Here is a 16,032-nt window from a genome sequence, read left to right as displayed (position 1 = left end):
TAAGTTTAAATAGGATAGAAAGATGAAAAAATTACTTTTTACAACTATCGCTTTAAGTTTACTCGCAAGTAATGCTTATGCAGATAGACCAGCCAATGGCTGTGAGATAAAAAAACAGAATATCCAAAAACAGATGGAATATGCAAAAGCACATGGTAATCAATATCGTATCCAAGGTTTAGAGCGAGCATTGCAAAATATTGAACGTTATTGCACACCTGAAAAAGTGGTTGAAAACACACGCCTTGAATTACGTGAAAAACAACTTGATGTTAAAGAGCGCGAGCTCGAATTAAAAGAAGCGCAACTTAAAGGTGATGCAGATAAAATTGCTAAACAAGAAAGAAAATTAGCTGAAGAAAAAGCTGATTTAAAAGCAATTGAAGAAGAATTAAATCTACTAACAAAGTAGTTGTCATCAGTAATTAATGCCTACTCCTTATTTGACTGTGAAATACAGAATAAAACAATAAGTGAGTAGCCATTCTCTTATTAAACTAAACTTAATTTCAGAATTGCTGTATTGGTTTTTTATCCTTTATTAAGTACAGATTATCTACGCCTTTTGATAGTGCATCATCTACACTTAAGCCAGAACAAACAAATACATCTCCTAAATCAGTGGCTAATTACAATAAGCATAAGGTGTGTAATAGAAATTAAGCTATGATATTTTTGAGTGAAAACTATAGTAGTGACACTCAGTTATTAAAAATGGACAGATCTAATTTAAAGAGGATATATGTCAGAAGAGCAGCAACCCAAAACAGAAAATGAAAAAACTCAACTGACTCAGCCGCTCAAAAAAGGGCTGGAAAAAGGGATCCATGGTGGAAAAAAAGCCATTGGTGTTGGGATAAAAATCAGTAACTTTATTACTAACATTCCTTTTATTGCACATCTAATTCGTACTGCCGAACGTTTTACCGACAGAATGGGAAATCAGTTTGGTGCTGCTATTACCTATTTTTCATTTTTATCATTAATCCCTGTATTAATGCTTTCCTTTGCTTGTGCGGGTTTCGTTTTAGCCTCAAACCCAGATTTACTCGCTAAATTAATTACAGGTGTTGCAAATAGCATTGATGATCCAACGCTTGCATCCACTGTTCAACAGAGTATTGATACCGCTGTTCGCCAGCGTACAACTGTTGGTTTAACCGGTTTAGCGATTGCACTTTATTCTGGTGTCAATTGGGTGGGTAATTTACGCCAAGCCATTTTGGCGCAATCACGCCCCGTTTGGGAAAGAAATAAAGAAGAACAAGAAAAAATCTACTTCCGCTATTTTCGTGATTTTTTAGCGCTAATTGGCTTACTTTTTGCGTTAATTGTTACTATTACGCTAACTTCTGTGGCTGGTTCAGCCCAACGAATGATTGTTCATACACTGGGATTAGATGGTATTGAATGGCTCACGCCAGTATGGACAACAATCGGCTTAACTATTTCCATTACTGCAAACTATTTACTCTTTTTATGGATATTGTGGATCCTACCTCGCCATCAACCAAAACGTATTTCACTTATTAAAGGTACTCTTATCGCTGCCATTGGTTTTGAAATTTTGAAATCGGTAATGACGTGGATGCTACCTAGAATAGCAAGTTCACCATCAGGTGCCGCATTTGGTTCAGTGATAGGTTTAATGGCTTTCTTCTACTTTTTTGCCCGATTAACACTCTTTTGTGCCGCGTGGATCGCTACTGATGGCCCAAATATGCGTAAAGAACAGTTGTCTGAAACGCAATCAACATCTTAACTTTATGATAAAACTATATGGTTAATTCCCTGAATTAACCGCCTGTAAATAACGTAATAAGGAAAAACAATGCCATACGTTAATATTAAAATTACACGTGAAGGTGCAACCGCAGAGCAAAAAGAGCAACTTATTGCGGGAGCGACACAACTTTTGGTTGATGTATTAGGCAAAAACCCAGCAACTACCGTTGTGGTGATTGATGAAGTTGAAACAGACAACTGGGGAATAGGCGGTAAAACAGTAACAGAATTACGAGCAGCAACAAAAAGTAAATAATGAATTTCTGCAATATAAATAAAGGGTGCCAAGTACACCCTTTTTGCTGATTTATTTGCTGATTTATTTTCCTGACAGATAAGGAAGTAACTATGGTTCAATCAATGACTGATGCTTTTCATGCCTTACCTTCAGCAAGTGCTATCTATATTACAGGTGCAGGTATCCAATACCCATTTGGTATGGCGCACGGATTTTCCGACGAAAGTACCCAGAAAAAATTAACTGTAGATACACCTTTTCGAATTGCGAGTAATACAAAAACCTTTCTCGCCGCCGCTTTTTTACGTTTATGGGAACAAGGTGCTCTATCTCTTGATGATGACATAACTAAGTATTTAAGTGCTAATTATCAACAGACATTATTAGAGCTAGGCTATGATCTTAAGACCATTACACTACGCCATTTATTAAGCCACAGCAGTGGTTTATTCGATCATGCAAATGAAGCTTACCTTGAAGATGTAATTAAAGATCCTTCTCATAAATGGACACGAGAAGAACAAATTGCACGCTATGCTCAACAAGGCTTTCCCATTATCCCCGCAGGAAAACGCTTTATTTATTCAGATACAGGCTACATTTTGTTAGGTGATATTCTTTCTCAGTTTATGAGAAAAAATATGGCCATCGCCGTTCGTGAATTATTACATTTTCAAGACTTAGATTTACCACAAACATGGTGGGAAGGTTTAGAACTACAACCTAAGCATCCTAAAGCGCGTGCCAGACAATTTATAGGCGAACATGAAGGAACCCATATTGATGCTTCAATGGATGCTTTTGGCGGCGGCGGACTTGTGATGACAACCCTTGAGTTAGCTAAATTTACAGCTGATCTCTTCGAAGATAGAGTTTACTTGCATCCATCAACCTTAAAAGAGATGAAATGGCAAGGCTCACACACTGGTGCCGCAAATTATCGTTTAGGTTTAATGGCTGAAGAAACTAGCCTAGGCACACTTTACTATCACCTTGGTTACTGGGGCTCGGTAGCTTATTATTTACCTGAAAAACAGATTGCTATTGCAGGTTTTACAACCCAACGAAATAGCCGTGAGGATTTGATCGCTATTATTAAAGAAGCCTTTAAACGCCTTTAAGGTCAAACAAACAAAAAGCCAAAAATTGGGGGGCACTTCAAATATAGAAATAACACTTTTGGCTTTTTGTTTGCTTTATGGCTGATATATTTTCAATATCAGCCTATCTCTGTTCTATTACGATTTCTTCGTCGGTGTTGTTTCCACCGCTGGAGTTTCAACTGCTTTATTTGGTGTAGCATTAGTTGCAACAGGAGCAGGTGTATTTGCCGTTTCTGGATGAACTTGCTTTTCAAATTGAATACGCAATTCACCTAAATTTACAGTAGGTGTTTCACCACTTTGTGTTAATACAAAAGTAATATCTTCAGATAATACTCTGGACAGCTCCTGATTTAATGTTTCTTTGGTTAAACCTGCTAAAAACGCTTGGCGTAAACGTTGATATTGTTCTGGAGGAATATCAATAATATTACTTTGTTGTGATAACAAACGCTGATTAATTAAAAGAGCAGTACTGGTTTTTGCATAACGAGCAAACAGCTGTGTTAGTTGAAGTTGCTTCTCTTGTTGAAGTTCTTGATACAACTCATCACTAATCCCTTGATTACGCAAACGGCCAAGTTCTTCCCCCACCCATGATGCTAATGCTGGGATATTCGCTGTCGCAGTATCAATATTTAAAGAACAACTTGCGCGCTGATATTGTACTCGACAATCAATGTTAATTTGTGTGCTGTCATTTTCTTTGCGTTGTTCAAGGCTACGACCTAAATGTACAAAAATCACTTCACGAGCTAAATCACTTAACCAATATTTATTTAATGTGTCAGAGTCTTTTACTGGTGACCAATCTAAATCCCAAATTAAAGCAATTTGGTCTTTTGCACGCATAGGCTCTTGCACATATAACGTTTCAGGTTTCATATCAGCAAGAACAGGGACTGGAACGGGTGTTACTCTCTTTCCTGATAGAGATGAAAAAGCCTGATTAATACTTTCAGTCAATGCACGATTATCAACATTACCTGCAACATAAAGCGTCATCATATCAGGGGTATACCAACGCTGTTGGTAATCCGACAACTCTTTGGTATTTACAGATTGATTAACGGGTTTGCCCGGATTGTGGCCTTTTAAATTAGAGCCTTCAAGACGTGAGCGCCAGATAGGATCTTCAATATTAAGAGGAAATGTTGCAATAGGAAGTGGTGATTGAACTGCGTTACGAACCGCATTTTCTGTGTATTGTGCAGGTTTAGCAATACCTGCTAATAATGCAAAAGCATCCTTTAACAACTCAGGCTGGTTGTTCGGTAAACTTAGATTATAAACAGTAAAATCGTATGAAACGATCATTGGAGGCAACGGATAGTCAGGATCTAGTGCATTTTTCCATAGATTATCGCGTTTCTCTGGCGTTAAACCTGTATTTTCCAAAATGTTGAGTTTGGACACCAAGGATGAAAAACCCGTTTCACTGCTTTTTTCTGATAAAGATCCCGTATTGACTAATAAACGGATCTGTATTCTATCATTTGGGCGTTGCGGTGTTTGTAATATTTGCCACTGAAAGCCATTTGCTAGTCGCCCTTCTTGCCAAGCCGGATCAGGCTGTAAAGCCTCTGCTTGAACTTGGCAAACAACAGCGCCGAACATAACGCTTCCCAATAAAATTCGTGTCATTACACCCTGCATGTGAACCTCTGTTGTATTAATCCTTGGTATTAAACCACTTATGAGGTTTAACAATAAGTGCCAAAAGACATGTTAGATGTTGGATGTCTATTTTTTGTATTATCATTCTTTATCACCACAGAAACATGAAATGAAATCACTATAGTGATTAGACTCATTATGGCGTAAGAAGGTTCAGGCCTTCGGCAATTTTTGATCAGATTTTTGATGATTATATCCTTTAACCAGCAAACCAATCTCATCATCACAATGTGATTTTGGACAAGATAACGTTGAAACTTGGCTATCTTTATTGAGGGTGACGGCGATTTGGCGTAAAGGTTTTACAACAATACGATTAATACACCAACTAATAGCAACCGTCAGAATAAGCCCCATTAATAGATATGTTGTTAGCATCAATGCAACAGTATTACTGGCAAAACGATAAAAACGGTTTGTGTCAGCCTGTAAAATGAGATGACCACTATAGGACTTATCATCTGTTGAAGTAATACCTAATGGCTGTAAAGGAATAACAGCTTCAACGGGAATACCAAAAAGCCAACTTGAAAATTCAGAGACTTCTTTTTTGGGTGCAAAATCTAAATTCATTACTTGCACATTCTCGGGTTGCATGACAATCGCTTTACCCAAAATCCCCGTTGCTTTTAGCGCAACTATCTGTTGTTTAGCATCGTTCAAATCTGATCGTAGCAATGCATCAGCGAGTGGTTGCTGAATACTTACACCAGCATTAAAAAGCTGATTTTGATAATCTTCACGACGTTGATCTATCAAATAAACAAGCTGAATACTGATAAAAATAGCAATAGTCACCAACGTAACGCCCGCAACAGCGGCCATCTGTTTTATTGTTAATGAATGTTTAAGATGAGGTTTCATCGTTGCTATTTCCAATATACATGTCTGAACAGAGTGATTATACTGTATTTTTGTGGTTATGTATCACTCTCAATAAAGAAAATAACGTTATAAAAAGCGCCCATCCATTAAAATGAAAGTAGATAAATATATAATTATTATTATTTGAGTATAGTTATAAGATAAAAATAGTAAAATAAAAATAAAATCTTACTCTCTCTTTGTTATTTACAACTAATCTACTTTATATTAATTAAAAGATACAATTCACTAAAAAATACCAGAGCATATAAAATTAAACGCTATTAAACCCTTAACTCCAAGTTAAAACACAATGCTAAGCACCGTATTTTTCTTAATAGAAAATATTATTTTATATTAATACCATTGAAGTTTATATTTTAAAAAACTTATATAAATATAATATTTGATACCTATAAAGTCATTATTGGATTATTTAGTTAAGATTAATTAAATATTATTAATGAAAAAATAAGAACAATATAAAGCAATATATTGTTCTTATTTAATGAGGTGAGTTTATTTTATTTCAACTATAGCGTTATCTTGCTCCACTGCAAAACAAGCAATAAGTTGACCGTTATACTCTTTTAATGTTGGCTGTAATTGACTACATGGTCCAAATGCACGACGACAACGAGCAGCGAAAGCGCAACCCGGTGGTGGATTTAATGGGCTTGGTAATTCTCCCGTTAATTTAATGCGCTCTCGCCTTAATTCAGGTGTCAATCTTGGTGTTGCTGATAATAATGCCTGAGTATAAGGATGTTGTGGATTTTCAAAAATTTGTGCTTTTGTTCCTTTTTCTACACAACGCCCTAAGTACATTACAATAACTTCATCTGCAATATGCTCAACAACCGAAAGATCATGGGAAATAAACACATAAGAGAGTCCCATATCTTGTTGCAGATCCATCATTAAATTCAGTACTTGGGCACGAACTGATACATCCAGTGCAGAAACTGGTTCATCCGCTACCACAATATCAGGATCAAGCATCAAACCACGCGCAATAGCAATACGCTGACGTTGACCACCAGAAAACATATGTGGGTATCGGCTATAATGTTCTGTTTTTAATCCAACTTTAGCCATCATTGATAATACTTTTTCTTTACGCTCAGAGGCATTCAGTGTTGTATTAATTAATAAAGGCTCTTCTAAAATTTGCCCCACTTTTTTACGTGGGTTCAATGATCCATAAGGATTTTGAAACACAATTTGGATCTTCTGGCGACGTAATTTCTCAGCCGATTTATCTTTAATTAACAGATTTTGCCCACGATAAGAAAGCTCACCGGAAGTAGGGATCTCAATCATTGTTAATAATCGGCCTAATGTAGATTTGCCACATCCCGACTCACCAACAACAGCCAAGGTTTTACCGCGCTCTAATTCAAAAGAGACACCATCAAGGGCTTTAACTGTTCTCTCTTTTGAGAAAAGCCCGCCTTTTACGCTGTAATACTTCGCTAAATTAACCGCTTTTAATAGGGGAGTTGATACATTTGGATTAACTTCAGCCATGAGTTGGTCTCCCTGTATTATCTAACGGTGTATGACATTTCACACGGTGCATTCCTAGTTCTTTTAATTCAGGCTCAACCTTATAACATTCATCATGAGCGTATGGGCAACGTGGATTGAGTAAGCAACCTGTTGGTCGATCATAACGTCCCGGTACAACGCCCGGTAGTGATGCTAATCTCGCTTTATTACTCGCGAACTCGGGAAGAGCTCTTAATAATGCTTGAGTATAAGGATGACGAGGCGCTTTAAAAATTTCTGATGCTTTTCCTGATTCCACCACTTGCCCCGCATACATCACAATAATTGTGTCCGCAGCTTCTGCCACTAATGCTAAATCATGAGTGATCAACACTAGTGCCATATTTTCTTGTTTTTGTAAGTCGAGCAAAAGCTCTATAATTTGAGCCTGAATAGTCACATCCAGCGCAGTGGTCGGTTCATCAGCAATCAATAACTTAGGGCGACAAGCAATTGCCATGGCAATCATAACACGCTGACTCATTCCCCCTGAAAGCTGGTGTGGATAAACATCTAAGCGAGAAGCTGGATCAGGAATACCCACCAGCGTTAAGAGGTCGATAGCACGTTGTTTACGTGTTTTACGACTTCCACCTTGATGGACTTTTAACGCTTCCATAATTTGATAGCCAACCGTAAAGCAAGGATTCAAGCTTGTCATTGGATCTTGGAAAATCATCGCAACATCAGCACCGACTAAATTGCGTCGCTCTGATTCAGAGATTTTCATAAGATCTCTACCATCAAAATAAAGCTCTTGTGCGCTCACTCGCCCCGGAAAATCAATAAGCCCCATAATCGCCAACGAGCTAACAGATTTACCCGAACCAGATTCCCCTACAATGCCGACTACTTGCCCTTCTTCAACCTGATAGCTAATTCGGTCTACCGCTTTAAACGGAGTATCTTCATCACCAAAGTGAACAGATAATTGATTAATATTTAGTAATGCCATGTTCTTACTCCGTTACTGCTTTAATTTCGGATCAAGCGCATCTCGTAAACCATCACCCATTAAGTTAAAGGCTAATACGGTAAACAAAATCGCTAGACCAGGAAACGTCACAACCCACCATGCACTTTGTGTAAATTGCAACACATCAGATAACATGGTTCCCCATTCAGGTGTTGGTGGTTGCGCGCCCATGCCTAGAAAGCCCAATGCCGCCATATCTAAGATTGCATTAGAAAAACCTAAAGAGGCTTGAACAATTAAAGGTGCAAGGCAGTTAGGTAAGATATTGATAAACATCTGACGCATTGAACCTGCGCCCGCAACACGAGAGGCAATCACATAATCGCGGTTAACTTCAATTAAAACAGCAGCACGCGTCAGTCGAACATAATGCGGTAAGGCAACAAAAGTTAATGCGATAGAAGCATTAACAATAGAGGGACCAAAAATAGCAACCAATACTAACGCCAATAATAAGCTAGGTAATGCCAGCATGATGTCGACAACACGCATAATGCCGATATCCACAAGACCGCCAAAATAACCCGCTGCCAACCCTAGAATGATCCCTAAAATAAGTGACAGTACGACAACAATACAGCCCACCAATAATGAAAGGCGAGCACCAAACATTAAGCGCGAAAGAATATCGCGGCCAACATCATCTGTACCCAGAATAAATTGCCAGCTTCCGCCTTCTTGCCAAACAGGAGGAGCCAATAAGAAATCTCGAAATTGCTCATTAGGGGCATGAGGTGCAAGAAAACCTGCAAGTGATGCAATAAGCAACATAATTACAATATAGATTAACCCAACAACAGCACCTTTATTTTGTTTAAAGTAATGCCAGAATTCTTGAAAGGGCGTCATGGGAGCCGGTGCACTGATGACCGGTGTTACTTTATTTTCAGTCATTTATGCATTCCTTATTTTTTATGGCGAATACGAGGATTCACAATGCCATAAAGAACATCAACCAACAGATTGACGAAGATAATCATCGTTGCAATTAAAAGCACACCACCTTGAACAACGGGGTAGTCACGTCGTTGTAAAGCATCAATCAACCAGCGTCCTAATCCCGGCCATGAGAAAATGGTTTCTGTTAAGATTGCGCCAGCCAGCATTGTCCCGACTTGTAATCCAATAACGGTGACAACAGGCAACATTGCATTACGTAATGCGTGGATAAGAATGACGCGAGCACGGCTTAAGCCTTTTGCTCTTGCAGTACGAATATAATCTTCGCCTAATACTTCAAGCATAGAAGAGCGCGTCATACGCACGATAACGGCTAAAGGAATGGTTCCTAATACAATGGCAGGTAAAATGATGTGATGAATGGCATCTAAGAAATCCCCTTCCTCACCCCAAATAAAGGTATCAATCAGCATAAATCCAGTAAGTGGATTACTGTCATCTAAAAAGACGCTATCAGCAAGACGTCCAGAGACAGGTGTTAGGTCTAATTTCACAGACACTAACATGATTAACATGATCCCCCACCAGAAGATTGGCATCGAGTATCCTGCTAATGACACACTAATCGCAGTATGATCAAAGATAGACCCGCGTTTTACCGCAGCTAAAACACCAACAGGGATCCCAACTGAAACCGCAAAAATCATGGCGCAAACGCCAAGTTCTAAAGTGGCTTTAAAGCGAGGTAAAAATTCATCCCATACAGGAATGCGGCTTTTTAATGAGATACCCAAATCACCATGGAGAATGCCATTTAGGTAATTGATATATTGTTGCCATAAAGGCTTATCCAGCCCTAATTCTGCCATTAAATAAGCATGACGCTCTGGAGAAAGGCCTCGTTCACCCGCCATAATCATTACTGGATCACCGGGAATAAGATGGACGAAAATAAACGTCAGTAATGTAATTCCGATAAACGTAGGGATCACAAGTCCCAAACGTTGAAGGATAAATTGCAGCATATCCTAATTCTCTTTTCAAACATCAGCTAAAAGATAGCGCTGATAAATCAGGGGAAAGTCCCCTGCGCCCACAGTGTACTGAATGTATTCGTTATTATTGAATAGCGGTGCCTTTCATAAAGAAAGACACCGTACTTAAGGCAATCCAATGATTAGGTATTGCTATTATTTAAGAGAGACATTCTCGAAGTGATGTTTGCCTAACGGATCAACCACGTAGTTTTCTACTTTTTTACTCACTGGTTCATAAACGGTCGAGTGAGCAATAATCAGAGCAGGTGCTTGATCATGCATAACAACTTGAGCTTGTTTGTAGAGTTCAACACGCTTGTCGTGATCGGCTGCGACTCGAGCAGGTTGGATCAGATCTTCAAATGGCTTATAGCACCATTTTGAATAGTTCGAGCCTTGCTCTTTTGCTGCACAACTAAATAGCGTAGCGAAGAAGTTATCTGGATCCCCATTATCTCCCGTCCAACCCATCATCACGGCTTGGTGTTCACCGGATTTAGCACGTTTGAGATATTCGCCCCACTCGTAACTTACAATCTTGGTTTTAACACCAATTTTTTCCCAATCTGCTTGTACCATTTCAGCCATACGGCGAGCATTTGGATTGTAAGGGCGTTGTACTGGCATTGCCCATAAATCGATAGTAAAACCATCTGCAAGGCCCGCTTCTTTTAGTAATGCTTTGGCTTTTTCAGGGTTATATTCGTAATCAACGATATCGTCGTTATAACCCCACATTGTAGGAGGGATGAGGTTTTTCGCTTTCTGGCCTGCGCCTTGATAAACAGCTTCAATAATGGCGTCTTTATTTACCGCCATACTCAATGCTTGGCGAACCTTTTGGTTATCCAGTGGTTTTTTCTCAACGTTAAAAGAGATATAACCCACATTTAAGCCTGGTTGCTCTAATAGGTTGATATCGCTATTTTGTTTCATCTTCGCAATATCAGCAGGATTTGGGAAAGGCATTGCGTGACACTCACCTTTTTGCAATTTGGCATAACGCACAGAAGCATCAGGTGTAATAGAAAAGACTAAACGATCAATATCTGGTTTTTTACCCCAATATTGGTCATTCGCTTTATAAAGAATACGAGAATCTTTTTGATATTGCTGTAATTGGAAAGCCCCTGTACCGATAGGGTCTAAGTCTACTTTTTCAGGTGTACCTGCCTTCATCATATTATCTGCGTATTCAGCAGATAATATAGAAGCAAAGTCCATTGCCATATCAGCAATAAAAGGCGCTTCTGAACGTGTTAAAACAAAACGAACGGTATGATCATCAACCTTCTCGATTTTCTCGATCATGTTGTTCATATCCATTCCCGAGAAGTATTCATAACTTCCGCCAGACACTTTATGGTAAGGATGTTTCGGATCCATTTGACGCATAAACGTGTACATCACGTCATCTGCATTAAATTCACGTGTTGGCTTAAAGGTTTTACTACTATGCCAATTTACGCCTTGACGTAAATGGAAGGTATACACTTTGCCATCATCACTCACATCCCAGCTTTCAGCTAAGCCTGGAATGATTTCTGTTGTACCCAGTTTAAATTCAACTAAACGGTCATAAATAGGCACTGAACTTGCGTCATAGGTTGTTCCAGAAGTAAATAGCTGAGGGTTAAATCCTTCAGGTGAGCCTTCAGAGCAATACACCAATGTTTTTGCCTGCACACCCGCAGAAACAGCTAATGCTAGCAATCCCATTGTGGCGGTTAAAATTCCTGTCTGTTTTTTGGAGCTTTTCATCATTACTCTCCGAAATTGTTCTGTTGTGTTTTGGTTTCCTGTTTAAAAACGGAATACCTTTTTATTTTGTCATTGTTCAATTAACCAACTGTATCCCCTTACGTCAATAAGGTGTTAGAAGGTAAAAAGAACCAGTTATAAACACAAATGAAACAAATATTGAACAAACTCAGAATAAAAAAATAAGTCCTTGCCTAATATCTAGTCAATAAAACCACATATTAAGAAATCATTAAGTGAAATGACTTTTTAAAAAAAAGCCATAATTTGTGATTAACCGCTTAAATATTGAACGAATATTTTGAAATGAAACAAAGAACTTGGTGCTTTATTCTGTTATAGAAGAAAAATAATTACCTTATCAGAGGATCCTGATTTTAGTTTTAATCAGGCAAATAGAGTGAAAAGTATCAACTTTTAGCTCTTAGCGAATCACTTAACTAGATAAGGCCATGAAATTCAGTCTGTTATTAATGATTTTAATTCTTTCATAGTGAAAAATTTATATTCTTTAAGCATTATCAGAAGTTCTATCGCCCATAAAAAGTGGCGTTGGAAGAAAATTTACAGATGTCTTTAGGCTGTTTATTAAAAAACTTCTAAAATGATTTAATGCCTAAGCAACTTTATAGGCCAGCTAAATCCACTGCTTTTTCAGCCAATATTTATCTTGATTTGGAAAATATTTCCACGGTTCTCTGTTTCTGAGTTGTATGGGAGTTTGGAATGCAGATAGAGATAGAGATAAGATAGAAGTAAGATGATCGAGAGAAAACACCGTTTATGGTGAAATCAAAAATAAGAGTGAGGTATTTTTGGTAAGACTAAAACGACAAAACCCCGCTTTGAAAGCGGGGTTTCTTAATATGGTCGGCGAGAGAGGATTCGAACCTCCGACCCACTGGTCCCAAACCAGTTGCGCTACCAGGCTGCGCTACTCGCCGAAAACGAGGTGCATCTTACTGCCAGAAACCCACTCCGTCAATACTTTTTTAGTATCCCCTGACTGTTCGTATGGTTTTCAACCAAAATGGTTGATTTTTAACTTTTTTATCATAAAAAGAGATGAATTTTAGCGTTATTGTAACAAGCTCATCTGTCTATCTTCGTTTTATTATGGCTTTCTTTACGTTACTCATAAAACATGAAAAAAAATAACAAATTTATTATTAATTATTATCGTCTAATTAGTGTGCTTTTTATATAATTCCCTTATGTCAAATAAGGTAGGTAGTTTAGAGAATGAAACAATGTTGGTGGGGTGTCGCATTACTTTTATTGTCAACCACACTTCCAGCTCAAGCATCTACAACTCATGCTTGCAGAGTGTACTTTAAAGAAGCGGATAAATTTATTCAGTACATTTCTCAAAGAGAAGATCTGAAACATAATATGCCGGAGATTAAGGCTAACTTTGAGCAAAGCAAAAAGCAGATAATGACAGCACCTCTGGCAGAACAAAAAGTAATATGTGACAAGGAAATGCAAGAGCTTAATAGTTTGAATAAAATGTTTGGACCTAAAGAAGAAACGCTACTAAATAAATAATCAAATAAACAGTAATGACTAAATATAATTACTTATTTATTATTTAGTCATTAATTTGATATTAATTCTTATTTTCATGATTATTATTCGCAGTCGTATTTTCCAATCTTTTTATGCGTTCTTTAGGAGAATTATCACTTTTATCATCACCCTGAGTATAATAATCATAAGGTAATAATAAAGTATCTAATACGGCACTAAAAGGGAGATCGAGAATAACCAATGGTTTCATTGCCCATCCAGTTTCATCATCTTTTAGCATTGTCATGTTATTTTTTGTCCCTGAATAAAGTTCTTTATTCGGGCCTGCATGGGTCATAACACTTGAGCAACCTGTTAGTAATGTCGTCAAAAATGTGACTAATGTTAAATTTTTACTTGTTGTTCTAAATATCATAGGGCACCTATAAAACGAGATCTGTAGTCAACGCTTTTTATCATATAGTTAAACCTGTTTTCTCTTACAGGACAAGAGAAAGATGATATAAAAAAGCTTAATTTTTTAGTTATTAAATAAATAAGTCTAGCGTGAAAATGTTTCACTTTATCTAATTAAAAAAAGCATAATAATATTATTAATTATTATGTTTCGATGATATTAAAATTCAACCCTCATTATTTTAAATAAACACTTTAACTCTATATTTACCTTTCTTGTTCTTTTAATCTCTATATATGTTGAATCTGTGCGATAAGACACAGCGACTTTCATGATTCTTTGCCAAAATAGGTTTATCGTTTTAGCTCAAATTTTCTCATTTTTATTTTTGGGTACAGGATCTTTTTATGAGTGATATTGCATTAACAATGGTGATGTTGTCATTAGCAGGCGCTCTAGGTCTTTGGATTGGCAATATCAAAATCTATCGAGTCAGCCTAGGGATAGGCGGTGTTCTTTTTGGTGGAATTATTATTGGCCACTTTGCTCAGCACTATAACTTTTCACTTAATGCACAAACTCTTCATTTTATTCAAGAATTTGGACTTATTCTTTTTGTTTATACCATTGGTATCCAAGTCGGCCCAGGTTTTTTCTCCTCATTGCGTGTTTCAGGCTTAAAACTAAACGCCTTCGCCATCTTAATTATTCTTCTTGGCTCAGTCATAACCGCTTCTATTTATCGCCTATTTGACGTTCCTTTACCTATTATTTTGGGTATTTTTTCTGGTGCTGTCACCAACACCCCGTCTTTAGGTGCTGGGCAACAAATACTGACAGATCTGCATATTGATCCGGCTTCTGTGGGGCAAATGGGGATGGGCTATGCCATGGCCTATCCTATGGGTATCTGTGGCATTCTGCTAGTAATGTGGCTTATTCGTGTGTTCTTTAAAATCAACATTGATGAAGAAGCAAAAGCCTTTAGTAACCAACAACACAGTACTAAAGATGCACTACATACCATTAATATTGCGATTAAAAACCCCAATTTAGATGGCTTATTAATGCAAGATATTCCTCTGCTCAATGAAGATGCCATCGTCTGCTCCCGCTTAAAGCGTGGAGATAACATTATGGTACCTATGCCTTCAACGATTATTCAGTTGGGGGATTTACTGCATATTGTGGGTTCAAAAGAAGATCTCAATAAAGTACGTCTAGTACTTGGTGAGGAGGTCGATGCTTCACTTTCAACATCAACAAATTTACTTCAATCAGTACGAGTCGTCGTAACGAATGATTCCGTGCTCAGTAAACGTTTAAAAGATCTGGATCTTAAAAGAAAATACGATGTTGTAGTGACTCGATTGAACCGCGCGGGTATCGAACTTATTCCAAGCAATAATAGTATGTTGCAATTCGGGGATATTCTTAATGTCGTTGGACGCCCTGAGTCTATTGAAGCCATTACAGTCCTGTTAGGTAACGCCCGTCAGAAATTAGAACAAGTTCAGATGCTTCCTGTCTTTATTGGTATCGGCTTAGGGGTTTTACTTGGCTCTATTCCTATTTTTATTCCCGGTATTCCTGTGGCACTTAAATTAGGTTTGGCTGGTGGTCCTCTTGTTGTTGCCTTAATTTTAGGACGTATTGGTACATTTGGTAAGCTTTATTGGTTTATGCCTCCAAGTGCAAACTTGGCATTGCGAGAATTAGGAATTGTCATGTTTCTTGCTGTGGTAGGGTTAAACTCTGGCGGTGAATTTGTCGAAACCTTAATTTATGGTCAAGGCTTGAGTTGGATTGGTTATGGTATTTTGATTACATTATTACCGTTATTGATTGTTGGTGTGATTGCCAGAGTCTTCTTTAAGCTTAATTATTTAAGCCTCTGCGGAATGTTGGCAGGTTCAATGACCGATCCCCCTGCATTAGCTTTCGCAAACTCAATTCATAGCTCAAGTGGGGCTGCCGCGCTCTCCTATGCCACAGTTTACCCTTTAGCAATGTTTTTACGCATCATAACACCACAATTAATGGCACTTATTATATGGACTTTGTAGTAAAAATAATAAATATATTAAACAGTTGAACCAAATTTGTTATCAAAATCTACATTTGGCTTAGCAGAGGGATAATTAAGGCAATGAATGGCTCTTATTTAAGCCATAGATTTTATAAATGTCTGTTTTAATAGTTCTCGTGCTAAG

Annotated in this window: 14 protein-coding genes and 1 tRNA gene; 6 read left to right on the top strand and 9 right to left on the bottom strand. The window is 37.8% G+C overall.

Features of this window, described 5'->3' with window-relative positions; all coding sequences use genetic code 11:
* Nucleotides 1-22 precede the first annotated feature (22 nt).
* From GTK47_RS03610 to GTK47_RS03595, 4 genes are all read left to right on the top strand, one after another.
* Entirely contained in the window at nucleotides 23-412 is a 390-nt protein-coding gene (locus GTK47_RS03610) for a DUF1090 domain-containing protein (protein ID WP_165122175.1), read from the top strand.
* A 330-nt stretch (nucleotides 413-742) separates the two neighbouring features.
* On the top strand, nucleotides 743-1,762 hold the full coding sequence (yhjD, locus tag GTK47_RS03605; RefSeq protein ID WP_165122174.1) for an inner membrane protein YhjD: 1,020 nt from the start codon (nucleotides 743-745) through the stop codon (nucleotides 1,760-1,762).
* A gap of 69 nt (nucleotides 1,763-1,831) precedes the next feature.
* Nucleotides 1,832-2,041: a 4-oxalocrotonate tautomerase family protein gene (locus tag GTK47_RS03600; RefSeq protein ID WP_006534633.1), complete on the top strand. Its 210-nt coding sequence runs from the start codon at nucleotides 1,832-1,834 to the stop codon at nucleotides 2,039-2,041.
* Between the two features lie 92 nt (nucleotides 2,042-2,133).
* The gene (locus GTK47_RS03595; RefSeq protein WP_165122173.1) at nucleotides 2,134-3,144 is read left to right on the top strand and encodes a serine hydrolase domain-containing protein; all 1,011 of its coding nucleotides are present in this window, start codon (nucleotides 2,134-2,136) and stop codon (nucleotides 3,142-3,144) included.
* A 117-nt stretch (nucleotides 3,145-3,261) separates the two neighbouring features.
* Here the strand turns inward: GTK47_RS03595 and GTK47_RS03590 are convergent, their stop codons facing one another.
* From GTK47_RS03590 to GTK47_RS03555, 8 genes are all read right to left on the bottom strand, one after another.
* On the bottom strand, nucleotides 3,262-4,782 hold the full coding sequence (locus tag GTK47_RS03590) for an insulinase family protein (protein WP_241256063.1): 1,521 nt from the start codon (nucleotides 4,780-4,782) through the stop codon (nucleotides 3,262-3,264).
* A gap of 174 nt (nucleotides 4,783-4,956) precedes the next feature.
* Nucleotides 4,957-5,667 carry a HAMP domain-containing protein gene (locus GTK47_RS03585; protein WP_165122172.1) on the bottom strand — a complete coding sequence of 237 codons (711 nt, stop codon included), beginning with the start codon at nucleotides 5,665-5,667 and terminating at the stop codon, nucleotides 4,957-4,959.
* A 519-nt stretch (nucleotides 5,668-6,186) separates the two neighbouring features.
* Nucleotides 6,187-7,197 carry a dipeptide ABC transporter ATP-binding subunit DppF gene (gene dppF, locus GTK47_RS03580; protein WP_165122171.1) on the bottom strand — a complete coding sequence of 337 codons (1,011 nt, stop codon included), beginning with the start codon at nucleotides 7,195-7,197 and terminating at the stop codon, nucleotides 6,187-6,189.
* Nucleotides 7,190-8,173 carry a dipeptide ABC transporter ATP-binding protein gene (dppD, locus tag GTK47_RS03575; RefSeq protein WP_165122170.1) on the bottom strand — a complete coding sequence of 328 codons (984 nt, stop codon included), beginning with the start codon at nucleotides 8,171-8,173 and terminating at the stop codon, nucleotides 7,190-7,192. The genes dppF and dppD overlap by 8 nt, the downstream gene beginning before the upstream one ends.
* Nucleotides 8,174-8,185: 12 nt before the next feature.
* Complete coding sequence (dppC, locus tag GTK47_RS03570; RefSeq protein WP_075671338.1) at nucleotides 8,186-9,088, bottom strand: dipeptide ABC transporter permease DppC; 903 nt, start codon at nucleotides 9,086-9,088, stop codon at nucleotides 8,186-8,188.
* Between the two features lie 11 nt (nucleotides 9,089-9,099).
* A complete protein-coding gene (dppB, locus tag GTK47_RS03565; RefSeq protein ID WP_165122169.1) occupies nucleotides 9,100-10,119 on the bottom strand; it encodes a dipeptide ABC transporter permease DppB in 1,020 nt (339 codons plus the stop codon).
* A 165-nt stretch (nucleotides 10,120-10,284) separates the two neighbouring features.
* Nucleotides 10,285-11,892, bottom strand: coding sequence for a dipeptide ABC transporter periplasmic-binding protein DppA (gene dppA, locus GTK47_RS03560; protein ID WP_165126466.1), 1,608 nt, complete (start codon nucleotides 11,890-11,892; stop codon nucleotides 10,285-10,287).
* A gap of 867 nt (nucleotides 11,893-12,759) precedes the next feature.
* Nucleotides 12,760-12,836 (bottom strand) — tRNA-Pro (locus GTK47_RS03555).
* 298 nt (nucleotides 12,837-13,134) lie between these two features.
* Between GTK47_RS03555 and GTK47_RS03550 the strand changes: the two genes are divergently transcribed.
* Complete coding sequence (locus tag GTK47_RS03550) at nucleotides 13,135-13,440, top strand: DUF5339 family protein (RefSeq protein WP_165122168.1); 306 nt, start codon at nucleotides 13,135-13,137, stop codon at nucleotides 13,438-13,440.
* Between the two features lie 61 nt (nucleotides 13,441-13,501).
* Here the strand turns inward: GTK47_RS03550 and GTK47_RS03545 are convergent, their stop codons facing one another.
* Nucleotides 13,502-13,837 carry a YceK/YidQ family lipoprotein gene (locus tag GTK47_RS03545; RefSeq protein ID WP_165122167.1) on the bottom strand — a complete coding sequence of 112 codons (336 nt, stop codon included), beginning with the start codon at nucleotides 13,835-13,837 and terminating at the stop codon, nucleotides 13,502-13,504.
* Between the two features lie 389 nt (nucleotides 13,838-14,226).
* Here GTK47_RS03545 and GTK47_RS03540 point away from each other — a divergent pair, with 389 nt between their 5' ends.
* Entirely contained in the window at nucleotides 14,227-15,885 is a 1,659-nt protein-coding gene (locus GTK47_RS03540) for a putative transporter (RefSeq protein ID WP_165122166.1), read from the top strand.
* The last annotated feature ends 147 nt before the right edge of the window (nucleotides 15,886-16,032 follow it).

The organism is Proteus sp. ZN5, from assembly GCF_011046025.1.
Lineage (GTDB): Bacteria > Pseudomonadota > Gammaproteobacteria > Enterobacterales > Enterobacteriaceae > Proteus.
The sequence above is the reverse complement of the archived record's forward strand: the minus strand, read 5'-3'. Positions and strand labels throughout refer to the sequence as shown.